This window comes from Pseudomonas gingeri (genome assembly GCF_013385425.1).
GTDB lineage: Bacteria > Pseudomonadota > Gammaproteobacteria > Pseudomonadales > Pseudomonadaceae > Aquipseudomonas > Aquipseudomonas gingeri_D.
Map to the genome: position 1 here is coordinate 241,536 of NZ_JACAQA010000005.1, position 23,676 is coordinate 265,211.

A 23,676-nucleotide genomic window follows, 5' to 3' on the forward strand; every position below is an offset into this window, starting at 1 on the left:
AGGATGGGGGTATCCAGCCAAGTTACCAATCCCTATGGACAAAATAATTGCAAATATTAACGTGTCTGGCCGTTGTACGGCGACCCACGCCCCGGGCTGTTGTAGAGGAAGTTTGTTGCGGATTCAGCTTAGCCTGTGCACCCATTGACTGCGTTATCCGTCGAGGGTTCGATCCGTCCTGCCTTGATTGGATGAAAGTTTTTTTGGCGGATACAAAAAAGGCCACTCTTTCGAGCAGCCTTTTCTGATATTTGGTTGCGGGAGCCGGATTTGAACCGACGACCTTCGGGTTATGAGCCCGACGAGCTACCAGACTGCTCCATCCCGCGTCTGTGTGGCGGCATTCTACAGCCGAACGGCGGGGTGTCAACCGTTAATGGTCCGTTTGGTCAAAATAATGTGCAAAACCTCGATTTGACCGGCTGCTTTCGCTAAGTATCAGACAATCAAGGTTTTTTCAGGCTGCCAGGTGAAAACACCCACGCACAAAAAAGGCCACTCTTTCGAGTAGCCTTTTTTGATGTTTGGTTGCGGGAGCCGGATTTGAACCGACGACCTTCGGGTTATGAGCCCGACGAGCTACCAGACTGCTCCATCCCGCGTCTGTGTGTCGGCATTCTACAGAGAAACGCTGGGCTGTCAAACCCTAATTGAGGAAAACCCCTTTATTGTTCAACCGCTTAGCGCTTGAGGTGGGCTCTTCATCGGGGCTTGGGGCCATGCTGGGCAAGGCTTCCAGCTCTATCGACGAGTGCTTTTCGATTAAAAAAATAAATTCATAGGGGTTGTTTCCTACAAGTAAAGAGGAAGAATCAAACTACTGGTGCTATATACAGGTGTCGGTGAGATACTGCTGGCCTGTAGTGTTTCCGCTCCCTGAATGAACCTGTGTTTTCATGACGCAACGCAAAATCATCCACGTCGACTGTGATTGCTTCTACGCCGCCATCGAGATGCGTGATAACCCGAGCCTGGCCGGCAAGCCCATGGCGGTGGGCGGTTCAGCGGATCGGCGGGGGGTGATTGCCACCTGCAATTACGAGGCGCGAGCCTTTGGCGTGCGTTCGGCGATGTCGTCGCGGCATGCCTTGAGCCTGTGTCCGGACCTGGTCATCGTCAAGCCGCGCATGGATGCCTATAAGGAAGCGTCGAAGGATATCCAGGCGATCTTTCGCGACTACACCGATCTGATCGAGCCCTTGTCCCTGGATGAAGCCTACCTCGACGTGTCCGACAGCCCGCACTTTGCCGGCAGCGCGACACGCATTGCCCAGGACATCCGGCGCCGGGTCTCCAAGCAATTGCATATCACCGTCTCCGCCGGAGTGGCGCCGAACAAGTTTCTGGCCAAGATCGCCAGCGACTGGAAAAAGCCCAACGGATTGTTTGTGATCACACCGGATCAGGTGGAGGACTTCGTTGCCGGCTTGCCGGTCAACAAGCTGCACGGGGTCGGCAAGGTCACGGCGGACAAGCTCGGGCGATTGGGAATTACCGATTGCCTGCAATTGCGCGAATGGGGCAAGTTGGCCCTGGTCCGCGAGTTCGGCAGTTTTGGCGAGCGCCTGTGGGGATTGGCCCGGGGCATCGATGAGCGGCTGGTGCACAACGATAGCCGGCGGCAGTCGGTGAGTGTCGAAAACACCTACGATGTTGACTTGCCGGACCTTGCCAGTTGCCTGGAAAAACTCCCCGAACTGATGGAAACCCTCGCCGGGCGCATTGCCCGACTCGACAGCAGCTATCGGCCGGGCAAGCCGTTCGTCAAAGTGAAGTTCCACGACTTTACCCAGACGACCCTGGAGCAGGCCGGGGCAGGGCGGGATCTGGAGGGTTATCGGCAGTTGCTGAGCCAGGCTTTTGCCCGAGGCGACCGGCCGGTGCGGTTGTTGGGGATTGGTGTGCGTTTGCAGGATTTGCGCGGTGGGCATGAACAGCTGGAGTTGTTCAGCGGCTGAAGCGATTAGTCTTCAGCCCGCTCGAACGCTTCAGTCGGCCGCGGGATCCGCCACCAGCCGCCCGGCTTTTTTGGTCAGGGTCTTGAGAAACTCACGCTGCAACTCGGGATCGTTGCGGGTCAGTTCGATCAGGCTCTGCTCCAGTTCGCTGGCTTCGTCCTCCAGCCCCAACTCCGACAGGCGCTTGACCCGATGCACCCATTGGTTGACGTCGTCACCCTCCAGGTCGTTGTAGATCAGGTCGTGGGCCTCCAGCAGCTTGCCGCGCAGCTTGCTGCTGATGGACAGGCTGGAGTCCGAGTGAATTTCACCCTGGGCATCTTCCACGCGGATCTGCAGGTTGCCGATGCGATACAGGTCCTGCTCGGCAAACGGGCTGTCCAGCAGGTTGAGGCGCAGCACGCCATTGCGGTCGGTGGTCAGCTCGGCGGTCTGTTTGCCGGCGACTACTTCCACCGGGCGTTCGGACCACGGCAGGCTCGAGTATTCCGTACGCTTGTCGCGCTGGATTTCCTCGACCCCGGCCAGGTTCTGCTGGGCACGGCCGCCGGACTCGACGTTCATGAACGGATTGAGGCCGTCGATGCCGTCCTTGAGCCAGCCATGGGTCATGCTGTCCGGTATATGGCCGAGGGCAAAGATATTGGCCACATTGGCGCCGGCGCCACCGATCAGGGCCAGGACCCCGAGCGGCATTTCATAGACCTTGCGCCAGCCTTGATAAGGCGTGTAGCGATCATAACGACGGGTAACATCGAACTCGGTGACTTCGAAGGTCTTCTGCTCGTGAATCCGCACGCGACGTTGCGGCAGCTCGAGAACCTTGGGGTCACCGACATCGATCTGCAGGCTGTGAGCGAGCAGTTTGCGCTCGACACGCTCTTCATGCTCGCTGCGTTGTGACATCTGGTTGGCGCAGCCGCTGACCAGCAGGGCGCCGCACAAGGCGGCGCCCCCGAGGGCTAAGGTACTTCGATTGAACATGGGCGCTCTATCTGGACTCAGCGACGGATACGGGCCTGAAGGAAGGACAGCACGTCGGCGACCGGCAGCGCGTGCGCCTCGGCCTCGGTGCGGCTCTTGTATTCCAGGTTGCCTTCGGCCAGGCCGCGGTCGCTGACCACGATCCGATGGGGAATGCCGATCAGTTCCATGTCGGCGAACTTGATGCCCGGGCTGGTTTTCTTGTCGCGGTCGTCCAGCAGCACTTCGAAGCCGGCGGCCGTCAATTCGGCGTAGAGCTTGTCGGTGGCTTCGCGAACCTGTTCGGTTTCATAGCGCAGCGGTACCAGGGCGATCTGGAACGGCGCCAGGGAGTCGCTCCAGATGATGCCGTTGGCGTCGTTGTTCTGCTCGATGGCGGCAGCGACCACGCGGGACACGCCAATACCGTAGCAACCCATGGTCAGGGTCACCGGCTTGCCGTTTTCGCCCAGGACCTGGCACTTCATCGCTTCGCTGTACTTGGTGCCCAGCTGGAAGATGTGGCCGACTTCGATGCCGCGCTTGATCTCCAGGGTGCCCTTGCCGTCCGGGCTCGGATCGCCGGCCACGACGTTGCGCAGGTCGGCCACGGTCGGTACGGGCAGGTCGCGTTCCCAGTTGACGCCGAAGTAGTGCTTGTCGTCGATGTTGGCGCCGATACCGAAGTCGCTCATCAGCTCGACCGAACGGTCGATGATGATCGGCAGCGGCAGGTTCAACGGGCCGAGGGAGCCGGCACCGGCACCGATGGCGTCACGCAGTTCGGCATCGGAAGCCATGACCAGCGGGCTGGCAACGCCTGGCTGGTTGGCGGCCTTGATTTCGTTCAGCTCGTGATCGCCGCGGATGATCAGGGCAATCAGCTTGCCTTCTTCTTCGGCGTGGACGATCAGGGTCTTGACGGTCTTTTCGATCGCCAGGTTGTAGCCTTCGACCAACTGCGCAATGGTTTTTGCATCAGGGGTGTCGACCAGGCGCAGGGCTTCGGTCGGCGCCGCGCGCGAGGTTTCGCGAGGCACGGCTTCGGCCTTCTCGATATTCGCCGCGTACTCGGAGCCGTTGCTGAAGACGATATCGTCTTCGCCGGACTCGGCCAGTACGTGGAACTCATGGGAGCCGGCGCCGCCGATGGAGCCGTTGTCCGCTTCCACCGGGCGGAACTTCAGGCCCAGGCGGGTAAAGACATTGCAGTACGCCTGGTGCATGCGGTCGTAGGTGATCTGCAGCGAGGCCTGGTCGACGTGGAAGGAGTAGGCGTCCTTCATGATGAATTCGCGACCGCGCATCAGGCCGAAGCGTGGGCGGATTTCGTCACGGAATTTGGTCTGGATCTGGTACAGGTTGATCGGCAGTTGCTTGTAGCTGCTCAGCTCGTTGCGGCACAGATCGGTGATCACTTCTTCGTGGGTAGGGCCGGCACAGAAGTCGCGGTCGTGGCGATCTTTCAGGCGCAGCAGCTCAGGGCCATATTGTTCCCAACGACCGGATTCCTGCCACAGTTCAGCCGGCTGGATGCCGGGCATCAGCACTTCCAGGGCGCCGGCCGCGTTCATTTCCTCGCGCACGATGGCTTCGACCTTGCGCATGACACGCAGGCCCATGGGCAGCCAGGTGTACAGGCCGGAAGCGAGTTTGCGGATCATCCCGGCGCGCAGCATCAGCTGATGGCTGATCACGACCGCGTCGGAAGGTGTTTCTTTCTGTGTGGCGAGCAAATATTGACTGGTGCGCATGGTTGGCCGTTGTCGCTTGCTGATGACTGAAAATGACTGAGCATTGTACGGGTGTGATCCGGCGACGTACAGGCGTGTCGCCGCACCGCTCCGGGGGAGAGCGGTGCGGGCCTGTATTTACGGGGTTTCTTCGCCGACGGCGGTGGGTATCGCGCCTTCGCCACGGCTGGACTGATACCAGTGCAGGGCGATCAGGATCAGGGTCGGAATACCCATCACGGCGGTAATGATGAAGAACTTGTGGTAGCCGAACTTTTCCACCATCACCCCGGAATAACCGCCGATCAGGCGCGGCAGCAGGAGCATGATCGAACTGAGCAGGGCGTACTGGGTGGCGGAGAACTTCAGGTTGGTCAGGCTCGACAGGTAGGCGACGAAGGCCGAGGTCGCCAGGCCCGAACTGAAGTTGTCCAGGGAGATGGTGACGATCAGCATCTTCAGGTTCGGGCCCATATCGGCCAGCAGCATGAACAGCAGGTTGGTCGCCGCCGAGGCCGCGCCGCCGATGAACAGGATCGGCAGGATGCCGAAGCGCACGATCAGCAGGCCACCCATGCCGGCCCCGATCAGGGTCATGATCAGGCCGAAGATCTTGCTGACCCCGGCGATCTGGTCCTTGGTAAAGCCCTGGTCGATATAGAACACGTTGGCCATCACGCCCATCACCGTGTCCGACATCCGATAGGTGGCGATCAGCCCCAGCAATAGCAGGGCCTGCCAGCGATAACGGACGATAAAGTCGTTGACCGGCGTCAGCACCGGCGCCAGGCCGCGACGGCCCATGCTCGACAGGCAGAGGGTGGTGAGGATGGTATAGAGGATAGCGCGCAGGAAGGCACGGTCTTCCAGCAGCAGGTCAAGCATGCTCCGGCCCTGGAACAGCACGCTGGCGAAATCGGTGTTGTAGAGCTGGGTGAACATCGCCGGTACCGAGACCAGCAGGACGATCAGCACGAAGACCGAGGACAGCTGGTGCACGAAGCTGTAGCGCCCGGCGGAGAGCTGGGTCCTTAGCGGCACTGGCGGTTCGCGCATGAAGAAGGTGGTGAGCAGCGCCGGAATCATCAGCAGGCCGAACAGCACGTAGGTGCCGGTCCAGGCCGAATGCTTGTAGCTGAAGCCGGTGGAACCGAAACCTTCGGCGATAAACAGCGCGCCGGCGGTGGCCAGCAGGGCGGCAACCCGATACCCCGACATATAGCTGGCAGCCAGGGCGGCCTGCTGGCTGTCGTTGGCGATTTCCAGGCGATAGGCGTCCACCGCGATGTCCTGGGTCGCGGAGGCGAAGGCCACGACAACAGCAATGGCGATCAGCCAGGACAGGTGTTTCTGAGGATCGCAGAAACCCATGCCGATCAACCCGAGGACGATCAGGATCTGCGCCAGCACCAACCAGGAACGGCGGCGCCCGAGTTTTCCGAGCAACGGCAGGCGCCATTGGTCGAGCAGCGGCGACCACACCCATTTGAAGGCGTAGGCGAGGCCGATCAGGCTGGCATAACCGATGGTTTCACGGGCCACGCCGGCTTCACGCAGCCAGACGGAAAGCGTGGAAAACACCAACATATAAGGCAGACCGGCGGCGAAACCGAGCAGCAGGAGCACGAGTGTCGAGGGGCTGGCATAAGCGGCGAGCGCGGCGCGCCAGGTTTTACGGGGCATGGGCTGGAATCTGCCTCAGGTTAACGGAAACAAAGCGCGCACTCTAACCGCTGTGCTCTATCGGGCGCCAGCCATGGCGCTTGATATCGACACGATTGTTCAGGACCGTCAGGCCTTCAGTCCGCAGCCGGGCGCGTTGTTCGTCGCCGGAGGGGCTGCCGGCGGGCAGGCTGATCCGACCGCCGGCACCCAGCACCCGATGCCAGGGCAGGCTCGTATCGGCGGGCAACTGGCTCAAGGTCCGTCCGACAAAACGGGCGGCACGCCCCAGACCCGCCAGCTCGGCCAGTTGGCCATAGGTCACGACCCGGCCTTCGGGCACTTGCGCCAGGGTCAGGTAAAGGGCGGTGCGGCGCATCTGTGCAGGGCTTTCGCCGCCGCTGCTGTCGTCGGTCATTGAGGCAGTCCTGTTCGGGGGGCTGGCTGCTTGTGTAGGTTATTTCTGTGAGTCATGGGTGATTATTGAACTAGGGTGTTGTCCAGTCGGTCACTCCTTGGTCAAGGCATTGCCCCGCGGGATAATGCCGGTTTTTTTCCGCAAACCCGAGTCCTCTCTCTGCTTATGTTATCCAGAACCCTGCTGTGCCTTGCTGTTCTCAGTGCCTCGACGCCGTTGCTGGCCGATACCGTCTGGTTGAAGAACGGTGATCGCCTGACGGGCAAGATCAGCCTGTTCGACGGCGGCAAGCTGTTGATCCAGACCGATTACGCCGGAGCGATCCCGGTGGACTGGAAGCAGGTCAAGACCCTGGAAAGCGACCAGGAGCTGCTGGTCAAGCAGGATGCCTACTCAGGGGAGAAGGCCAAGTCCCTGAAAGCGGCGGCGGACGGCAAGGTGACGCTGGTCAACGGCGAGGCGCCGAAAACCGTCGACCTCGCGAGTATCAAGCAGATCGTCAAGCCCAAGCCGGTGATCGAGGACCTGGTGTGGAAGGGCAATGTCGACCTGGCCCTGGACTACAAACGGGCGGATCAGGACACCGACGACTACGACATCGGCTTCAAGACCACTGCCCGCCATGGCGCCTGGCGGCATAATGCCCAGGGTGAGTACAACCGCGAGTTCCAGAACAATATCGTGACCGCCAACAACTGGAACGTCGAGTATGCCCTGGACCGCTTTATCACCGAAAAGTGGTTCTGGCAGGGGCGCCTGACCTACAAGCGTGACTTCGTGGAAGAACTGTCGCGCCAACGTATCGTCGGTACCGGTCCTGGCTACCAGTTCTGGGACAATGAGCTGGGGGCGTTTTCCCTCGGTTCGCTGCTCAACAATACCGACTACGAGTACAGTAACGGCGACAAGAAGAACTTTTATTCGCTGGGGATGAAATGGGACTACAGCCGTAACCTGGTGGGCAAGACGGTGCAGTTCTTCACCAACGGCGAAGTGGGCAAGCCGTTGAGCGGGCCTTCGGAGTATTCCCTCGACGCCCAGATGGGCCTGCGCTACAAAGTGACCGAGTGGGCCTCGCTGAACCTCAAGGCCGAGCGCAACGTGGTCCAGGGCGATGCGGAAAGCAGCCTGAACAAGACCCGCTACACGGCTGGCTTCGGCGTCGTCTGGTAATCGCACCGCTTCCCCGACCCTGGCCTCCGTCACAGATAATGTTTATTTTGTCACTGATTTTCATTCGCAAGTCCAAGGGCTTGCCGACGGTTTCTGACGAGGAGTCATAAAGGTGAGTACTGAAGTTGCCAAGAACGCCCGTGAGCTGCTGCTCAAGGAGTACCGGGGGGTGTTGTCCACGCACTCCAAGGCCATGCCCGGTTTCCCGTTTGGCTCCGTGGTGCCTTACTGCCTTGACGACCAGGGGCGGGCGTTGATCCTGATCAGCCGGATCGCCCAGCATACCCATAACCTGCAGAAGGACCCCAAGTGTTCCCTGCTGGTGGGCGAGCGCGATGCCGAAGACGTGCAGGCGGTCGGTCGCCTGACCTACCTGGCCGAGGCCGAAAAGCTCAGCGATCCCGAGGCGATTGAGGCAGCGGCCGAGCGTTACTATCGCTACTTCCCGGATTCGCGGAACTACCATCAGGCCCACGATTTCGACTTCTGGGTCCTCAACCCGGTGCGGCACCGCTATATCGGTGGTTTCGGCGCGATTCACTGGCTGGATCAGGTCACCTTGGCGAACCCCTTCGCCGGCAAGACCGAGATCAGCATGGTCGAACACATGAACAGCGACCACGCCAAGGCCATCGCCCACTACGTCGCCCTGGCCGGCCTGCCGGATACAGTGCCTGCGCAACTGGCGGGTATCGACACCGAAGGCATGCACCTGCGCATTGGCCAGGCGCTGTACTGGCTGCCCTTCGAAACACCTTGCAACACGCCGACACAAGTTCGCGAAGCCTTGGTTTCCCTGGCTCACGCCGAGCATTGGCCAAAAAAGGAAGCCGCTTCAGCTTGAATTCACAACCTGTCGACGTCATCTCAGGTTAAGTGGAAGGCATTCTTCCGTAGAGGAACCATTTGATGCGCGCTTTTTTATTGCTCTTTCTGCTGTTTCCGGTGCTAGAGCTGTATGTGTTTTTCCAGGTCAGTACCGCGATCGGGTTTTTCCCGGCCCTGGCGCTGATCATTCTCGGCTCGATGCTGGGTGTGCTGGTCCTGCGGGTTGCAGGGATCGCCACGGCGTTGCGGGCGCGGGAAAGTCTCAACCGCGGCGAGTTGCCGGCCCAGACCATGCTCGAGGGCCTGATGCTGGCCCTGGGCGGTGGCCTGCTGCTGCTGCCGGGGTTTATCAGCGATATTATCGGCCTGGTCCTGTTGTTGCCCATGACCCGCCGCCTGTTGGCCGACCGCATGCGTCGGCGCGTCGAAGAGCAGGCATTGCGTCAGCGGGCCTTTGCCGACGATCTGCAGCCCCGTGGTCCGTCGGGATCGGCGCCGGCCGCCAGCCGGCAGCCCCAGGTCATCGAAGGCGAGTTCGAACACCGCGATTCCTGATCGTCAGCACAACGACACGGCACCTTCGGGTGCCGTGTTGGTTTTCGGCACCATAAGGTAAAAAAAACGTCACCTCGCCCTTGAAATTACCTTTGGTGACCTTATGTAACGGTCACCGCAAGGTTTTGGCGAAAATCGCCAGACAGTCTTTCGCGGTTCGCTTGGCGAGCCGCAACCGGCAACGCCGGATTTGCTAAACCGGTCGGTATCGACATCGACCCTTGAAAACCATAATTAGGAGAGATCGACAATGAAGCTTCGTCCTCTGCATGACCGCGTCGTCATCCGTCGCAGCGAAGAAGAGAAAAAAACCGCCGGCGGTATCGTGCTGCCAGGTTCGGCTGCCGAGAAAGCCAACCACGGTGAAATTCTCGCTGTAGGTACCGGCCGCGTGCTGGACAACGGTGAAGTCCGTGCGCTGGCCGTGAAAGTGGGTGACAAGGTGGTATTCGGCCCTTACTCCGGCAGCAACACTGTGAAAGTAGACGGCGAAGACCTGCTGGTAATGGCCGAGAACGAGATTCTCGCTGTTATCGAAGGCTGATTCCCGCTCATTTTTCCCGTTACGACAAAGTATTCAAGGAATTACGATCATGGCTGCTAAAGAAGTTCTGTTTGGCGACTCCGCCCGCAAAAAAATGCTCAAAGGCGTCAACGTCCTGGCTGACGCGGTAAAAGCGACCCTGGGCCCGAAAGGCCGTAACGTGATCATCGAGAAGAGCTTCGGCGCTCCGACCATCACCAAGGACGGCGTTTCCGTTGCCAAGGAAATCGAGCTGGAAGACCGTTTCGAAAACATGGGCGCGCAACTGGTCAAGGACGTTGCTTCCCGTGCCAACGATGACGCTGGCGACGGCACCACCACCGCCACCGTACTGGCTCAGTCGATCGTCAACGAAGGCCTGAAGGCTGTCGCTGCCGGCATGAACCCGATGGACCTCAAGCGCGGTATCGACAAGGCGACCATCGCCATCGTCAAAGAGCTCAAAGCCCTGTCCAAGCCTTGCGCCGACACCAAGGCCATCGCTCAGGTCGGCACCATCTCCGCCAACTCCGACAGCTCCATCGGCGACATCATTGCCGAAGCCATGGAAAAAGTCGGTAAAGAAGGCGTGATCACCGTTGAAGAAGGCTCGGGCCTGGAAAACGAACTGTCGGTTGTAGAAGGCATGCAGTTCGACCGTGGCTACCTGTCCCCGTACTTCGTCAACAAGCCGGAAACCATGGTCGCCGAGCTGGACGGCCCGCTGATCCTGCTGGTCGACAAAAAAATCTCCAACATCCGCGAAATGCTGCCAGTACTGGAAGCCGTTGCCAAAGCCGGCCGTCCACTGCTGATCGTGGCCGAAGACGTTGAAGGCGAAGCCCTGGCGACCCTGGTTGTGAACAACATGCGCGGTATCGTCAAGGTCGCTGCCGTCAAGGCCCCGGGCTTCGGTGATCGTCGCAAGGCGATGCTGCAGGATATCGCTGTCCTGACTGGCGGTACCGTGATCTCCGAAGAGATCGGCCTGAGCCTGGAAAGCACCACCCTGGACCACCTGGGCAGCGCCAAGCGCGTGACCCTGTCCAAGGAAAACACCATCATCGTCGACGGTGCTGGCGTTCAAGGCGACATCGAAGCCCGTATCGCTCAGATCCGTGCCCAGGTTGCCGATACTTCCTCCGACTACGACCGTGAAAAACTGCAAGAGCGTCTGGCCAAGCTGTCCGGTGGCGTTGCAGTGATCAAGGTCGGTGCTGGTTCCGAAGTTGAAATGAAAGAGAAGAAAGCCCGCGTTGAAGACGCCCTGCACGCTACCCGTGCAGCCGTTGAAGAAGGCGTGGTCCCTGGCGGTGGCGTGGCCCTGATCCGTGCCCTGCAAGCCATCAGCGAACTGAAAGGCGACAACGCCGATCAGGACGTCGGTATCGCTGTTCTGCGTCGCGCTGTTGAAGCGCCGCTGCGTCAGATCGCCGCCAACAGCGGTGACGAGCCAAGCGTCGTGGTCAACGAAGTCAAGAACGGCCAAGGTAACTTCGGTTACAACGCCGCGACTGGCGAATACGGCAACATGATTGAAATGGGCATCCTGGATCCAACCAAGGTGACTCGTTCGGCGCTGCAGGCAGCTTCCTCGATCGGCGGTCTGATCCTGACCACCGAAGCGGCAGTGGCTGAAGCACCGAAGAAAGACGGCGGTGCTGGCGGCGGTATGCCAGACATGGGCGGCATGGGCGGTATGGGCGGCATGATGTAAGTCGGCCCCACCTGCTACAAAGAAACCCCGCCTTGTGCGGGGTTTCTTTTTTTCCGGCAAGACACAGTGCGGCGGCTGCTTTTATCGCGCAGCTTGTCGCTGCCACTGGCTTGCCCTTAAGCTGCGCGGGCCAAGACACGGCCGTTACCGCGACAGAGAGAGTATCCATGCGAATTCTACTGGTTGAAGACAACCGCGATATCCTCGCCAACCTGGCTGATTACCTGGGGCTTAAAGGTTATACGGTGGACTGTGCGCAGGACGGCTTGTCGGGCCTGCACCTGGCTGCCACCGAACATTACGACCTGATCGTGCTGGATATCATGTTGCCGGGTATCGATGGTTTCACCCTGTGCAAGCGCCTGCGTGAAGATGCCCGGCGCGACACCCCGGTGATCATGCTCACCGCCCGCGATCAACTGGATGATCGTCTGCAAGGTTTCAAGTCCGGTGCCGACGACTACCTGCTCAAGCCGTTCGCCCTGTCGGAACTGGCTGCGCGGATCGAAGCAGTCCTGCGCCGGGCCCAGGGCGGCGGACGCCGGGCCTTGCAGGTCGGTGAGCTGAGCTACGACCTCGATACCCTGGAAGTGACCCGCGAAGGGCGTCTGCTCAAGCTCAACCCGGTGGGCTTGAAGCTGCTGGCGGTGCTGATGCAGAAAAGCCCCCATGTACTGCGTCGCGAAGTCCTCGAGGAAGCCCTGTGGGGCGACGATTGCCCGGACAGCGACAGCTTGCGCAGTCACGTCCACCAATTGCGCCAGGTGATCGACAAGCCTTTCGAAAAGCCTTTGCTGCATACCGTACATGGCGTCGGCTATCGCCTGGCCGAAGGCCGCGATGGAGTTTAAACAGAGCCTTGCCCAACGCATCATCATCGCCTTTGCGCTGATGAGCGCCCTGGTGGCGGGGACCTTTGCCATAGGCATCGTGGCGACGGTTCACCTGGTTGAGGAAAGGCTGATTTCCGCGGGCCTGGGAGGCGACCTCCAGCGTCTGTTGCTGATGGACAGTGTCAATGACTGGAGCCATCGACCCGAGCCCGATCAACTGTTCTATTTCAGCGGCGGTCCGGGGGATTTCGCCTTGCCCAGGGATCTGCGTCATCTGGACGCCGGGTTCCACGAGGTGTTTCGCGACCAACTGTCCTACCACGCCATGGTCGAGGTGGTCGACGGTCGGCGTTACGTGTTGTTGCAGGACCAGAGTGACTTCGAAGAGCGTGAGCGGGTATTGTTTGCCGTGGTGCTGGTGGGATTTGTCCTGGCCCTGGCCCTGGCCGTGTTTCTCGGCTGGATTCTCGCCCGGCGGGTGATGGCGCCAGTGGTACGCCTGGCCCGCCAGGTGCGTCATCGTGATCAGTTACTCGGGCTGGCACCGTCCCTGGCGCCGGATTACGCCGCTGACGAAGTGGGTGAACTGGCGGTGGCGTTCGACGCCACCCTCGGCCGGCTGCGCGACGCCCTGACTCGCGAGCGCCTGTTCACCAGCGATGTCAGTCATGAACTGCGTACGCCGCTGATGGTATTGGCGACCTCCTGTGAGCTGTTGCTGGAAAACCCGGCCATTGACCAGCGCGGACGCAATCAGGTCGAGCGCATTGCCCGGGCCTGCGAGGAAATGCGCGAGCTGGTGCAGACCTTCCTGATGCTCGCCCGGGCCCAGCGTGAGGACGCCAGCATGTCGCCGCAGGTCTCCCTGAGTCGGGTGGCGGACGACTTGATCGGATTGTGGCGTGCACCGATTGAAGAGAAGGGCCTGAGGCTGATCGTCGATCCCGGCAATCCTCCGGATACCCGCTATAACGCCACCTTCCTCCACGCCGTAATGGGTAACCTGCTGCGCAATGCCTTGCACTACACCGACCAGGGCTTTATCCGCCTGAGCCTGGAGCCGGCCGGGTTCGTGGTGGAAGACAGCGGCGTGGGGATTCCGGAAGAGAAGCGCGAAGCCATGTTCCAGCCCTTCGTACGCGGTAACGAAAAACGCGGTGAAGGCCTTGGGCTGGGCTTGTCTCTGGTCCAGCGGATCTGCGAAAACCAGGGTTGGCATGTCAGCCTGACCACCATGACACCCAATGGCTGCCGCTTTCATGTTGACCTGGGCGGGCCTGATACATGACCGGAAACGAAATGTTCACCTGGGAAAGGCCCGTCTTTGGCGCCCGGAAATACGCTAAGACGCGGCGGATGATCTCAAAAAGCTACGACACCACTCGTCGTTGAGTGCCACGGCACAGGGAAAACTGAGCTATTTTGAGGATAGATGTTCAGCAATACCATCAAAGGCTTATGGTAATGAAGTTAGAAGTCGCTCGAGGTTTGTTTCTGGTCAGTGCGCTGGCTGTGACTTCCCTGGCCCTGGTGGTCTGGGAGCAGCCCGGTCCTGAGGTGCTGACTGCCGCGGCCGGTACCGGACATTGTCCTATGCCCCGTGTTGCCAAGGCGGCCGATGCCAAACCCGACCACGATCTGCTGTTGTTCATGTTCGGCCTTTCCCAAGGGCTCAAGCCGCAGAGTTGAAGTCGTCCTGTCTGTCTCCCAGGCCTCGCATTGATCGAGGCCTTTTTTATGTGCGCCGTTTGCTTCATTCAGCACCCGCTTTTGGACGCTGCGGGCCAGGATTGGATCCAGAAGTTCTGTTTTACCTGCCTGGGCGTGTAAGCCATTGCTTACATCTTGCGTAAGCGATCGAGGATAATTTGCCGTCTCGATTACTGAGTGTTTTTCTTAACTAATTGAAATATATGGTTTTTAAGTGTTTTTAATGGATCCAATCCTGAAGAGATGGCACTTTGGATCCTGTTGCAGCGACTCAGAAAGTCTTTAATATCGCCCCTGTGTCGACGGATAGACACGGCGATCAAGGACAGATTGCTGGAAGGAACATCGCGGGATGCGATTCATCAGGACGATGAAAGGGAAAAAAGGGACTAGGGAAAAAATGTGGGCGGGTCACACCGCCCCTTTTTTTTGCCTGTAGAAAAGTGAAGGCACAAAAAAAGGCCCGCAAGGGGCCTTTTCGTCGAGCGCGGTGCAATCAGCGTTCGAGGTGCTTGATCTTGCCTTTTTTGCCATCCCACTCTTCAGCGTCCGGCAGTGATTCTTTCTTCTCAGTGATGTTGGGCCAGATATCGGCCAGATCGAGGTTCAACTGAATGAACTCTTTCATGTCCTCCGGGACTTCATCCTCGGAGAAAATAGCCACAGCAGGGCATTCCGGCTCGCAAAGCGCGCAGTCGATGCACTCATCCGGGTGAATGACCAGGAAGTTCGGGCCTTCGTAAAAGCAGTCCACCGGACAGACTTCTACGCAGTCGGTGTACTTGCACTTGATGCAGTTGTCGGTGACGACGAAGGTCATTTCTAGTTCTCTCCTCAGGCGGCGGCAGCGAAACCCTATCAGAATGGGCTCGCCAGGTCTGGGAGCGATAGTCTGCGAACCAGGCTAATAGTTCGCAGCATCCCAAACCGCGCGAGATTCTAGCAGCTTGTAGTCCGCTGCGTTAGATCCGTGTCTTCATTGTATAGAGCATTTCCAATGCACGCCGTGGCGTCAGGTCGTCGAGGTTGAGCTTGGCCAGTTCATCCAGCACCGGATGGGGCAGGCTGGCGAACATATCGCTTTGCATCGGAGCGGCTGGTTTTCCTGGTTTGGCGACCGGCTGCTCGTGGGGCAGGCTGGTGGTCTCCAGGCGACTCAGGTGCTCGCGGGCACGGGTGATCACATCGCTCGGCACGCCGGCCAGCTGTGCCACCGCCAGGCCGTAGCTTTGGCTGGCCGGGCCGGGCAGTACGTGGTGGAGGAAGACGATGCGTTCATTGTGCTCGGTGGCATTGAGATGCACGTTGGCCACCAATGGCTCGTTTTCCGGCAGCACGGTCAGTTCGAAGTAGTGGGTGGCGAACAGGGTGTAGGCCCGCAGTTGCGCGAGGCGTTCCGCCGCTGCCCAGGCCAGGGACAGGCCGTCGAAGGTGCTGGTACCGCGCCCGACTTCGTCCATCAGCACCAGGCTGCGCTCGGTGGCGTTGTGCAGGATGTTGGCGGTTTCGCTCATTTCCACCATGAAGGTCGAGCGTCCTCCGGCCAGGTCGTCACTGGAACCGATCCGGGTGAAGATCCGGTCCACCAGGGACAACTCGCAGCTGGCTGCCGGCACGAAGCTGCCGATATGGGCCAGCAGCACGATCAGCGCGGTCTGGCGCATGTAGGTGGATTTACCGCCCATGTTAGGACCGGTGATCACCAGCATGCGGGTATTGTCATCGAGCGCCAGGTCATTGGCGACGAACGGTGTGGTCAGCACCTGCTCGACCACCGGGTGGCGTCCCTGGCTGATGCGCATGCATGGTTCGTCGACAAAGCGCGGGCAATTCAGGTCCAGGTTCAGTGCGCGTTCGGCGAGGTTGCTCAGCACATCCAGCTCGGCCAGGGCCGCGGCGGTGTCCTGCAGCGGCGGCAGTTCGCCAATCAAGGTTTCGAGCAAGGCTTCGTAGAGCATCTTCTCCCGGGCCAGGGCGCGGCTCTTGGCCGACAAGGCCTTGTCCTCGAATTCCTTGAGTTCCGGGGTGATAAAGCGCTCGGCGCCCTTGAGGGTCTGGCGCCGGATGTAGTCTGCCGGTGCCGACTCGGCCTGCTTGCTCGGCAACTCGATGAAATAGCCGTGGACCCGGTTATAGCCGACCTTGAGGTTGGCCAGGCCCGTGCGGGCTTTTTCCCGGGCTTCCAGGTCGATCAGGAACTGCCCGGCGTTTTCGCTCAGCGACAACAGTTCGTCCAGTTCGGTGTCGTAGCCGGTTTTCAGGACGCCGCCGTCGCGGATGATCGCCGGCGGATTATCGATGATGGCGCGTTCCAGCAGGATCGCCAGCTCCGGGTAGGTCTTGGTGGTGACGGCCAGTTGCTTGAGGTGCGGGGCGTCCAGTTCGAGCATCGCATCCTGCAACTGCGGCAGGGCGCCGAGGGCATCGCGCAGGCGCGCCAGGTCGCGAGGCCTGGCGTTGCGCAGGCCGATCCGCGCAAGGATCCGCTCGATGTCACCGATCTCCTTGAGCTGCGGTTGCAGCTTTTCGAAGCGGTAGCTTTCCAGCAGGCAGGTGATGGAGCTCTGGCGTGCCTGCAAGACACGCAGGTCGCGCAGCGGGCGGTTCAACCAACGGGTCAGCAGGCGGCTGCCCATGGTGGTCTGGCAACGGTCGACCACCGATTGCAGGGTGTTTTCGCGGCCACCGGCAAGGTTGGTGTCCAGTTCCAGGTTACGGCGGCTGGCGCCGTCGAGCACCACGGTGTCGTCCAGGCGTTCATGGCGCAGGCTGCGCAAGTGCGGCAGGGCGGTGCGCTGGGTTTCCTTGGCGTAACTGAGCAGGCAGCCGGCGGCGCCGATGGCCAGGGTCAGGGTTTCGCAGCCGAAGCCTTTCAGATCCTGTACGGAAAATTGTTGGCAGAGACTTTTGAGCGCGGAGTCCCGTTCGAAGTCCCACGGCGCACGACGACGTGTCCCACGACGCTTTTCCGCAGGCAGGCCCTGTGGCCAGTCATCCGGGATCATCAGCTCGACCGGGTTGATCCGCTCCAGCTCCGACAGCAGGTTTTCCCAGCCCTTGATTTCGAGGACGGTGAAGTTGCCGCTGGTGATATCCAGCACGGCCAGGCCGAACAGACGTTCATCACCCAGTACCGCGGCAATCAGGTTGTCGCGGCGCTCATCGAGCAGGGCTTCGTCACTGACGGTGCCAGGGGTGATGATCCGCACCACCTGCCGTTCGACCGGCCCCTTGCTGGTGGCCGGATCGCCGATCTGTTCGCAGATCACCACTGATTCGCCGAGCTTCACCAGCTTGACGAGATAACCTTCGAGGGAATGGTAAGGAATCCCACACATCGGAATCGCCTGCCCGGCTGATTGCCCACGGGCGGTGAGGGTGATATCGAGCAGCTTGGCGGCCTTCTTCGCGTCTTCATAGAAGATCTCGTAGAAGTCGCCCATGCGGTAGAACATCAGCTGGTCGGGATGCTGGTTCTTCAGGCGCCAGTATTGCTGCATCATCGGGGTGTGGGAGGACAGATCGGGGCTATTTTTACTCATCGGATACTTAGGCGGATTCGTTTTGAGTGGAGTGCGAAGTCGAGCGCCTGGCGCGGGACTTTTTCGATGGGGGCAAGGTTAACACGGCAGGTTGGATGTCCGCTGGTATGGCCTTTTGCAGCCTATCCGGACAGGGAGGAGTCAGACTTTTTTCCTGTTTCGATGGCGGACCGGCTACGTCGCTGTTATCCACGCGGCCCGCGGGCTTGTGCAGGTGTCGTCGACATTCAATCGCTGGACTCGATAACCCTCGAGTTCAACGGTTGGACAGGCCGTGCATTCATCCGGTACAGCTTCTGAAAGGCGGCGATCTGTTCATGAGACAGCTCGACCGGTGTCTTCAGGACCAGCCAGGTAACACCTGTGCTGCAAGGCGGTGTGGTCAACGAGCCTTGGTATTTGTAATAGCTGCCTTGAGAGGGGAGGACGCTGGCGGGATTGAAGGCCACAACTTCCGTGATTTTGCCCACATCCGGCAGCGTGTTGAAAACAGCTTCCAGGTTCTGGTTTTTTCTTCCCTCCTTGAACAGGACCGCCACGACGACAATCTGTCCGTCTTCAGAGTTGTGGACAAAGTGCGCGTCCATCGGAAAGGACTTGCCGTCTATTTCCTCTTCACTCGGGGTATGGAAGTGAAACTGCCTGAGTTCGAAGTCTTCATTGTCAAAGCGCAGCAGGCTGCCGGGGGCGACATTGATTTGAATCGTATGCCCGTTGTTGGTGATTTCTGCGGCTTGAGGGATGTACTGGAACGACAGGCCAGGGAGTTTCGAACTTTTCGCATGGTGGGTTTCAATATTGACCGGTGACTGTTCCTTGCTGGTGCTGCAACTGATGTAGTCCGGATCCACCTGACCCCAGTGGGTGGGGCCGACATTCCCCTCGTAACCCCAGGAGGCGGCGTGGCTGTTCAACGACAGGATGGCAAGTATCACGGATACGGCCACTTTGGAGGTGTTCATGATGGTGGGTCTCGAGCAATGTCGAGACCCGAGCTTAAGATTCGGAAAAATAAGTAACTACTGTCAGAAATGACAGTTTTTAATACGGATTTGCGATAGAGCTGATCGCTATTGGGCGGAAATAGAGCTCCCATCGCCCTTGGCTGCGCCTGTGCGACTGTCTATGCATAAAATATGCAAATCAGCATTTGCCATTCCCGAAAAGCGCAAGCAATATGCGCATTATGCAAATACGCAACGTTTCTACCGTCCTACGAGCATTGCTCGACCGACACGGGATCTCCCCCACGGAGCTTCACCGTCGTACCGGCGTGCCCCAATCCACTCTGTCGCGCATCCTCAGCGGGAAGATCGTCGACCCTTCGGACAAGCACATCTCGAAGATCGCCGAGTACTTCGGCATCAGCACCGACCAACTGCGCGGACGCGCACCGGTTGCCGTTGCCCGGGATCAGGAGCAGGGCACGCCGCACTCCGAACTCAAGGATATAAGCCTGTGGGACGACGACACGCCCGTCGATGAAGACGAAGTGTCCGTCCCCTTTCTTCGCGAGGTTGAATTGGCTGCTGGATCAGGAAGATTCGTCATAGAAGAAAGCGAGAAGGCCAGCCTGCGTTTCGGTAAGCGCAGCCTGCGCCACAATGGCGTGCAGTTCGACCAGGCCAAATGCGTGACCGTGCGCGGCAACAGCATGTTGCCGGTGCTGCGCGACGGTGCCACGGTCGGGGTCAACGCCGGCAAGAGCGCCATAGGCGATATCGTCGACGGTGACCTTTACGCCATCAACCACAACGGACAACTGCGGGTGAAGCAGCTTTATCGCCTGCCGACCGGGATCCGCCTGCGTAGCTTCAACCGCGACGAGCATCCGGATGAGGACTACAGCTTCCAGGAGATCCAGGAAGAGCAGATCACCATCCTTGGTCACGTCTTCTGGTGGGGCATGTACGCCCGCTAAGCACTTCTGATTGAGAAAAAACCCACAGCCATGTGGGTTTTTTTTCGTCCGCCAAAAGCCCCAGCCCTTGATCTGCATGGGTTCCATGCATTTTTGCAAGAGAAATGCATAAATAAATGCATTTGTGCATTGACTGTATATGCATACATGCATATTCTTTGCCTCAAGCCGGCCAGAAAGGTCGGTGACAGGCAGAGATGCCAGGGGCAACCCACCGCTCTTTAGTGACACCGCTTCAAAGAACAGGCAGCGATGAACCGGCCTCAACGGTTCAGAGGGTTGGCAACTGACCCGGGTGTGCAGCGTAAAGCACCGTAAGCAGTTATCCGGCGGACAGGGTCGCGGTCGGAAGAACAATTTGAATCGATCCGTACCGCGCCAGTAGCGCCGAAAGATCAGGTGTCCGGCCAGGAGCCTTCATCGCCGAAAACGCGAGCGGTTCCAGGACCGGGCATCAGGACCGCATTACTGAAAAGCCTGGGCGACCGGGCTTTTTGGAATGCCCACCGAACGCGGGCTCTGAAGAGAACCCTTCACCTTGAACGACAAGCCCAAACCATCACCGGCCAATGAATGGCCCTTTTTTATTGCAGGAGGCGTGACATGACGAGCGAGCAACAAGCGTTGGTGGACATGCCTATCTGGCTGGTCATCCTGCTGGCCGTGGTCGGCGGGGTTTCCGGCGAAATGTGGCGCGCCGACAAGGACGGTGCCCGCGGCTGGGTGCTGCTGCGGCGCCTGGTATTGCGCTCCGGGGCCTGCATGATCTGTGGCGTGTCGACCATCATGCTGCTGTATGCAGCCGGTGTGTCGATCTGGACCGCCGGCGCCTTTGGCTGCCTGACCGCCATGGCCGGCGCGGACGCCGCCATCGGCATTTATGAACGCTGGGCGGCCAGGCGCTTGGGGATTGACGAAACACCTCCGCCGGAGACCAAGCCGGAACAATAGCCGGATAGCGATCCGAATAAAGCGCTCATGACTCCCTCGGAATCACCAACGGATTGGAACCACCGGGCCCGAGAGCAGGGCCCAGCCCGCAAGGACGCGGGCTTTCTGGAGGCGAATGATTGTCTGTCGAACCCGTCAATCGACGGGTTTTTATTACCCGGTGAACCCCCATGAATATCACCCCGATTCTCACGCAACTGCGTGCTCAATGCCCCAGTCTTGCCAATCACATTTCCACCGGCCTTGATCTCGATCTGTTGCAAAGCAACACCACGCTGCAAACCCCGGCGGCCTTTGTCACGCTGATGACCGACCTGGCGAACAAGGACGCCTCACAAAACGTCGCCCGCCAAACCCTGACCGATCGCCTGGAACTGACCCTGGTGCTCGACGCCAGCAACGGCGCCCAAGCCTTCGACCAACTCCACAGCCTGCGCGCCGAACTTTGGCGGGCCCTGGTCGGCTTCAAACCCGACACCTATTACAACCCCATCGAGTACGACGGCGGCGGGCTGATCTCGATCAACGCCACCCGCCTGCTCTACAGCCTGCATTTCTTCGCCGAGTTCCAACTGGGGCGCAATCGCTCCACGGACCCTGCGGAAACCTGGCACGAGCGTGAACTGGACGGCTTGCCGTCTTTTACCGGGGTCACGGTGAAGGTCGATGCCATCGATCCCGCCGACCCCAATCTGCACCGCCCAGGCCCCGACGGGCGCCTGGAGCTGACTTTCTCTGGAGACGTAACGCAATGACCCAACGCATCACCGTAGTGCCGGCCCCGGGCCGCGCCGTACCGGATCTGGAAGCCGGCGACCTGCTACCGCTCGAAGGCCGTGAAGTGGCCGACAGCGCCTGGTGGCGCCGTCGTCTGGCTGATGGCGATATCACCCTCAACGCCGTGCAAGCGGCACAACCACAGGATGCCCAATAATGGCTATCGGATTCAGCAACATCCCCGCGGACCTGCGTGTTCCGCTGTTCTACGCCGAAATGGACAACTCGGCGGCCAATAGCGCGTCGTCGACCCTGCGCGGCCTGATCGTCGCCCAGGTCAACGACAACGCCACCAGCACCGAAATCGGCAGCCTGGTGCTGGTCTCCAGCGTCGCCCTGGCGAAAAGTATTGGTGGCCAGGGCTCTATGCTCGCCTCGATGTACGACACCTGGCGCAAGACCGATCCGGTCGGCGAGATCTGGTGCCTGCCGCTGCAAAACACCGTGGGCAGCATCGCCAAGGCTGATCTGAAACTGACCGGCGCCGCCACCGAAAGCGGCGTGCTCAACCTGTATGTCGGTGGTGTGCGGGTCCAGGCCGCCGTGGTCAACGGCGCGACCGCCGCCCAGGCAGCCACCACCCTGGCGCTGCAAGTCAATGCCGCGACCGATCTGCCGGTCAGCGCCGTGGCCGTCGACGGCACCGTGACCCTGACTTGCAAATGGACCGGTGACAGCGGCAACGACATCAGCCTGCAGTTCAATCGCCTGGGCAAGAGCAATGGCGAGCAGACCCCAGCCGGCTTGACCATCGTCTCCGCGCCAATGGCCGGTGGCACCGGTGTGCCGGACCAGGTTGCGGCACTCGCGGCTCTCGGTGACGAACCGTTCGAATTCATCTGCCAGCCGTGGTCCGATGTGGCGAGCCTGAATGCCTGGCAAGCCGCGATGAATGACAGCGTCGGTCGCTGGTCCTGGTCCAAGCAACTGTTCGGTCATGTCTACACCGCCAAGCGCGGTACTGTCGGCACCCTGGTGGCTGCCGGTCAGACCCGTAACGATCAGCACATGACCATCCTGGCCATGGAGCCGGGTGTGCCACAACCGTTCTGGGTCCAGGCCGCGGCCTTGGCCGCGCGGACTTCGGTGTTCATCTCCGCCGATGCCAGCCGTCCGACCCAGAGCGGCAGCCTGGCGGGTATCGACCCGGCCGCGGCCAGTGAGCGTTTCACCCTGACCGAACGTCAGTCGCTGCTCAGCTACGGTCTGGCCACCGCGTACTACGAAGGCGGTTACGTGCGTATCCAGCGGGCGATCACCACCTACCAGAAAAACGCTTACGGCCAGGCGGACAACTCCTACCTGGACAGCGAGACCATGCACCAGTCGGCCTTTATCGTGCGCCGCCTGCAAAGCGTGATCACCAGCAAGTACGGTCGCCACAAGCTGGCGGACGATGGCACCCGCTTCGGCGCCGGCCAGCCGATCCTCACCCCGAGCACCATTCGCGGTGAACTGATTGCCCAGTACGCCAAGCTCGAACTGGAAGGTCACGTGGAGAACGCCGAGATGTTCGCCGATCACCTGATCGTCGAGCGCGACAGCCAGGACCCGAGCCGGGTCAACGTGTTGTTCCCGCCGGACTACATCAACGGCTTGCGTGTGTTCGCGCTGCTCAACCAGTTCCGCCTGCAGTACGACGCGGCGGCCTGATCGCCTGCCCACACTGCGTAACCCCAGCCCGCTCGATGCGGGCTTTTTATTGCAAGGAGATACACCATGGGTCAACTGATTGCGGGCACCTGCTACGTCAAAGTGGACGGCGCTCAACTGACTATCAACGGCGGCTGCGAAGCCCCGCTGATGTTCGTCAAACGGGAAACGGTCGTGCCGGGTTTCTACAAGGAAACCGACGTCGCTCCCACTTTCGCGGTGACCGCGTTGTACACGCCGGACTTCCCGCTCAAGCAACTGGTCGCCGGCACCGACATGACCGTCACCTGCGAATTCAGCAATGGCAAGGTCTACGTCCTGGCCGGTGCCTATCTGAGCGACACCCCGTCCGCCAAGGGTGACGACGCAACCATCGCGCTGAAATTCGAAGGCATCAAGGGGACCTGGCAATGACTGATCCGGTGAAGTTGCAGGTGCCCATCGAAGCCCACGGCGAACCCCTGAGCGAACTCACCCTGCGCCGTCCGACGGTGCAGGAAGTGCGGTCGATCAAGGCGCTACCGTACAAGATCGACAAGGGCGAAGACGTCAGCCTCGACATGGATGTCGCGGCCAAGTACATCGCGGTCTGCGCCGGTATCCCGCCGTCGTCGGTCAACCAGCTGGACCTGTCCGACCTCAACACCTTGAGCTGGGCGGTGGCGGGTTTTTTCATGAGTGCGGCATCGCAGCCATCGGCGAGCTGATTGCGGTCGCCTATGACCTGGCCTGGTTCTGGAAGGTTGACCCCGAACAGAT

At 60.2% G+C, this 23,676-nt stretch carries 23 protein-coding genes and 2 tRNA genes; 16 read left to right on the forward strand and 9 right to left on the reverse strand.

Annotated elements, in window-relative coordinates:
- Positions 1-252: 252 nt before the first annotated feature.
- Together HX830_RS08795 and HX830_RS08800 are read right to left on the reverse strand one after the other, a co-directional pair.
- Positions 253-329 (reverse strand) — tRNA-Met (locus HX830_RS08795).
- Between the two features lie 196 nt (positions 330-525).
- Positions 526-602 (reverse strand) — tRNA-Met (locus HX830_RS08800).
- A 294-nt stretch (positions 603-896) separates the two neighbouring features.
- Between HX830_RS08800 and dinB the strand changes: the two genes are divergently transcribed.
- On the forward strand, positions 897-1,958 hold the full coding sequence (gene dinB, locus HX830_RS08805) for a DNA polymerase IV (RefSeq protein WP_152740246.1): 1,062 nt from the start codon (positions 897-899) through the stop codon (positions 1,956-1,958).
- 30 nt (positions 1,959-1,988) lie between these two features.
- On the opposite strand, the gene HX830_RS08810 is transcribed toward dinB, so the two are convergent.
- The 4 genes from HX830_RS08810 to HX830_RS08825 form a co-directional block, all read right to left on the reverse strand.
- Entirely contained in the window at positions 1,989-2,942 is a 954-nt protein-coding gene (locus tag HX830_RS08810) for a hypothetical protein (protein WP_177099802.1), read from the reverse strand.
- A 17-nt stretch (positions 2,943-2,959) separates the two neighbouring features.
- A complete protein-coding gene (locus HX830_RS08815) occupies positions 2,960-4,675 on the reverse strand; it encodes a proline--tRNA ligase (protein ID WP_103498957.1) in 1,716 nt (571 codons plus the stop codon).
- A 117-nt stretch (positions 4,676-4,792) separates the two neighbouring features.
- Positions 4,793-6,337, reverse strand: a complete 1,545-nt coding sequence (locus tag HX830_RS08820) for an AmpG family muropeptide MFS transporter (RefSeq protein WP_177099804.1) — start codon at positions 6,335-6,337, stop codon at positions 4,793-4,795.
- Positions 6,338-6,380: 43 nt separating this feature from the next.
- Positions 6,381-6,734 carry an MGMT family protein gene (locus HX830_RS08825; protein ID WP_100938638.1) on the reverse strand — a complete coding sequence of 118 codons (354 nt, stop codon included), beginning with the start codon at positions 6,732-6,734 and terminating at the stop codon, positions 6,381-6,383.
- A 165-nt stretch (positions 6,735-6,899) separates the two neighbouring features.
- On the opposite strand from HX830_RS08825, the gene HX830_RS08830 reads away from it, so the two are divergent.
- The 8 genes from HX830_RS08830 (at position 6,900) to HX830_RS08865 (ending at position 14,052) form a co-directional block, all read left to right on the forward strand.
- A complete protein-coding gene (locus HX830_RS08830; protein ID WP_177099806.1) occupies positions 6,900-7,907 on the forward strand; it encodes a DUF481 domain-containing protein in 1,008 nt (335 codons plus the stop codon).
- A 112-nt stretch (positions 7,908-8,019) separates the two neighbouring features.
- Complete coding sequence (locus HX830_RS08835; protein ID WP_103498954.1) at positions 8,020-8,751, forward strand: HugZ family pyridoxamine 5'-phosphate oxidase; 732 nt, start codon at positions 8,020-8,022, stop codon at positions 8,749-8,751.
- Positions 8,752-8,816: 65 nt separating this feature from the next.
- Positions 8,817-9,290, forward strand: coding sequence for an FxsA family protein (locus HX830_RS08840; RefSeq protein WP_103498953.1), 474 nt, complete (start codon positions 8,817-8,819; stop codon positions 9,288-9,290).
- A 250-nt stretch (positions 9,291-9,540) separates the two neighbouring features.
- Entirely contained in the window at positions 9,541-9,834 is a 294-nt protein-coding gene (locus HX830_RS08845) for a co-chaperone GroES (RefSeq protein WP_152740251.1), read from the forward strand.
- 49 nt (positions 9,835-9,883) lie between these two features.
- The gene (gene groL / locus HX830_RS08850) at positions 9,884-11,530 is read left to right on the forward strand and encodes a chaperonin GroEL (protein WP_177099808.1); all 1,647 of its coding nucleotides are present in this window, start codon (positions 9,884-9,886) and stop codon (positions 11,528-11,530) included.
- Positions 11,531-11,697: 167 nt separating this feature from the next.
- On the forward strand, positions 11,698-12,381 hold the full coding sequence (colR, locus tag HX830_RS08855; RefSeq protein WP_103498950.1) for a two-component system response regulator ColR: 684 nt from the start codon (positions 11,698-11,700) through the stop codon (positions 12,379-12,381).
- Positions 12,371-13,651 (forward strand): sensor histidine kinase, encoded by a 1,281-nt coding sequence (locus tag HX830_RS08860; RefSeq protein WP_152740253.1) that lies wholly within the window; start codon positions 12,371-12,373, stop codon positions 13,649-13,651. The genes colR and HX830_RS08860 overlap by 11 nt, the downstream gene beginning before the upstream one ends.
- A 176-nt stretch (positions 13,652-13,827) precedes the next feature.
- A complete protein-coding gene (locus tag HX830_RS08865; RefSeq protein ID WP_152740254.1) occupies positions 13,828-14,052 on the forward strand; it encodes a hypothetical protein in 225 nt (74 codons plus the stop codon).
- 517 nt (positions 14,053-14,569) lie between these two features.
- On the opposite strand, the gene fdxA is transcribed toward HX830_RS08865, so the two are convergent.
- The 3 genes from fdxA to HX830_RS08880 all read right to left on the reverse strand — a co-directional run bounded on the left by fdxA (position 14,570) and on the right by HX830_RS08880 (position 18,577).
- Positions 14,570-14,893, reverse strand: coding sequence for a ferredoxin FdxA (gene fdxA, locus HX830_RS08870; protein WP_103498948.1), 324 nt, complete (start codon positions 14,891-14,893; stop codon positions 14,570-14,572).
- A gap of 142 nt (positions 14,894-15,035) precedes the next feature.
- Positions 15,036-17,615, reverse strand: coding sequence for a DNA mismatch repair protein MutS (gene mutS / locus HX830_RS08875; protein WP_177099810.1), 2,580 nt, complete (start codon positions 17,613-17,615; stop codon positions 15,036-15,038).
- 227 nt (positions 17,616-17,842) lie between these two features.
- Entirely contained in the window at positions 17,843-18,577 is a 735-nt protein-coding gene (locus HX830_RS08880; RefSeq protein WP_152740257.1) for a carbonic anhydrase, read from the reverse strand.
- Positions 18,578-18,792: 215 nt separating this feature from the next.
- Between HX830_RS08880 and HX830_RS08885 the strand changes: the two genes are divergently transcribed.
- The 7 genes from HX830_RS08885 to HX830_RS08915 all read left to right on the forward strand — a co-directional run bounded on the left by HX830_RS08885 (position 18,793) and on the right by HX830_RS08915 (position 23,624).
- On the forward strand, positions 18,793-19,536 hold the full coding sequence (locus HX830_RS08885) for a LexA family transcriptional regulator (protein ID WP_177099812.1): 744 nt from the start codon (positions 18,793-18,795) through the stop codon (positions 19,534-19,536).
- Positions 19,537-20,139: 603 nt separating this feature from the next.
- Positions 20,140-20,487: a phage holin family protein gene (locus HX830_RS08890; RefSeq protein ID WP_177099814.1), complete on the forward strand. Its 348-nt coding sequence runs from the start codon at positions 20,140-20,142 to the stop codon at positions 20,485-20,487.
- A gap of 170 nt (positions 20,488-20,657) precedes the next feature.
- Complete coding sequence (locus HX830_RS08895) at positions 20,658-21,242, forward strand: phage tail terminator protein (protein WP_177099816.1); 585 nt, start codon at positions 20,658-20,660, stop codon at positions 21,240-21,242.
- Positions 21,239-21,421, forward strand: coding sequence for a DUF2635 domain-containing protein (locus HX830_RS08900; protein WP_103498942.1), 183 nt, complete (start codon positions 21,239-21,241; stop codon positions 21,419-21,421). Before HX830_RS08895 ends, HX830_RS08900 begins: the two co-directional genes overlap by 4 nt.
- On the forward strand, positions 21,421-22,917 hold the full coding sequence (locus HX830_RS08905) for a phage tail sheath subtilisin-like domain-containing protein (RefSeq protein ID WP_177099818.1): 1,497 nt from the start codon (positions 21,421-21,423) through the stop codon (positions 22,915-22,917). The genes HX830_RS08900 and HX830_RS08905 overlap by 1 nt, the downstream gene beginning before the upstream one ends.
- A 66-nt stretch (positions 22,918-22,983) precedes the next feature.
- Positions 22,984-23,331 carry a phage tail tube protein gene (locus HX830_RS08910; RefSeq protein WP_100938665.1) on the forward strand — a complete coding sequence of 116 codons (348 nt, stop codon included), beginning with the start codon at positions 22,984-22,986 and terminating at the stop codon, positions 23,329-23,331.
- Positions 23,328-23,624, forward strand: a complete 297-nt coding sequence (locus tag HX830_RS08915; protein ID WP_177099820.1) for a phage tail assembly protein — start codon at positions 23,328-23,330, stop codon at positions 23,622-23,624. Before HX830_RS08910 ends, HX830_RS08915 begins: the two co-directional genes overlap by 4 nt.
- Positions 23,625-23,676 lie beyond the last annotated feature (52 nt).

Coding starts and splice junctions, on each gene's coding strand:
- groL (WP_177099808.1), top strand. CDS start 9,884: ATGGCTGCTAAAGAAGTTCTGTTTGGCGACTCCGCCCGCAAAAAAATG.
- HX830_RS08820 (WP_177099804.1), bottom strand. CDS start 6,337: ATGCCCCGTAAAACCTGGCGCGCCGCGCTCGCCGCTTATGCCAGCCCC.
- HX830_RS08810 (WP_177099802.1), bottom strand. CDS start 2,942: ATGTTCAATCGAAGTACCTTAGCCCTCGGGGGCGCCGCCTTGTGCGGC.
- HX830_RS08900 (WP_103498942.1), top strand. CDS start 21,239: ATGACCCAACGCATCACCGTAGTGCCGGCCCCGGGCCGCGCCGTACCG.
- HX830_RS08815 (WP_103498957.1), bottom strand. CDS start 4,675: ATGCGCACCAGTCAATATTTGCTCGCCACACAGAAAGAAACACCTTCC.
- HX830_RS08830 (WP_177099806.1), top strand. CDS start 6,900: ATGTTATCCAGAACCCTGCTGTGCCTTGCTGTTCTCAGTGCCTCGACG.
- HX830_RS08905 (WP_177099818.1), top strand. CDS start 21,421: ATGGCTATCGGATTCAGCAACATCCCCGCGGACCTGCGTGTTCCGCTG.
- HX830_RS08915 (WP_177099820.1), top strand. CDS start 23,328: ATGACTGATCCGGTGAAGTTGCAGGTGCCCATCGAAGCCCACGGCGAA.
- mutS (WP_177099810.1), bottom strand. CDS start 17,615: ATGAGTAAAAATAGCCCCGATCTGTCCTCCCACACCCCGATGATGCAG.
- HX830_RS08885 (WP_177099812.1), top strand. CDS start 18,793: ATGCGCATTATGCAAATACGCAACGTTTCTACCGTCCTACGAGCATTG.
- HX830_RS08845 (WP_152740251.1), top strand. CDS start 9,541: ATGAAGCTTCGTCCTCTGCATGACCGCGTCGTCATCCGTCGCAGCGAA.
- HX830_RS08865 (WP_152740254.1), top strand. CDS start 13,828: ATGAAGTTAGAAGTCGCTCGAGGTTTGTTTCTGGTCAGTGCGCTGGCT.
- HX830_RS08825 (WP_100938638.1), bottom strand. CDS start 6,734: ATGACCGACGACAGCAGCGGCGGCGAAAGCCCTGCACAGATGCGCCGC.
- HX830_RS08890 (WP_177099814.1), top strand. CDS start 20,140: ATGACGAGCGAGCAACAAGCGTTGGTGGACATGCCTATCTGGCTGGTC.
- dinB (WP_152740246.1), top strand. CDS start 897: ATGACGCAACGCAAAATCATCCACGTCGACTGTGATTGCTTCTACGCC.
- HX830_RS08880 (WP_152740257.1), bottom strand. CDS start 18,577: ATGAACACCTCCAAAGTGGCCGTATCCGTGATACTTGCCATCCTGTCG.
- fdxA (WP_103498948.1), bottom strand. CDS start 14,893: ATGACCTTCGTCGTCACCGACAACTGCATCAAGTGCAAGTACACCGAC.
- HX830_RS08895 (WP_177099816.1), top strand. CDS start 20,658: ATGAATATCACCCCGATTCTCACGCAACTGCGTGCTCAATGCCCCAGT.
- HX830_RS08860 (WP_152740253.1), top strand. CDS start 12,371: ATGGAGTTTAAACAGAGCCTTGCCCAACGCATCATCATCGCCTTTGCG.
- HX830_RS08840 (WP_103498953.1), top strand. CDS start 8,817: ATGCGCGCTTTTTTATTGCTCTTTCTGCTGTTTCCGGTGCTAGAGCTG.
- colR (WP_103498950.1), top strand. CDS start 11,698: ATGCGAATTCTACTGGTTGAAGACAACCGCGATATCCTCGCCAACCTG.
- HX830_RS08910 (WP_100938665.1), top strand. CDS start 22,984: ATGGGTCAACTGATTGCGGGCACCTGCTACGTCAAAGTGGACGGCGCT.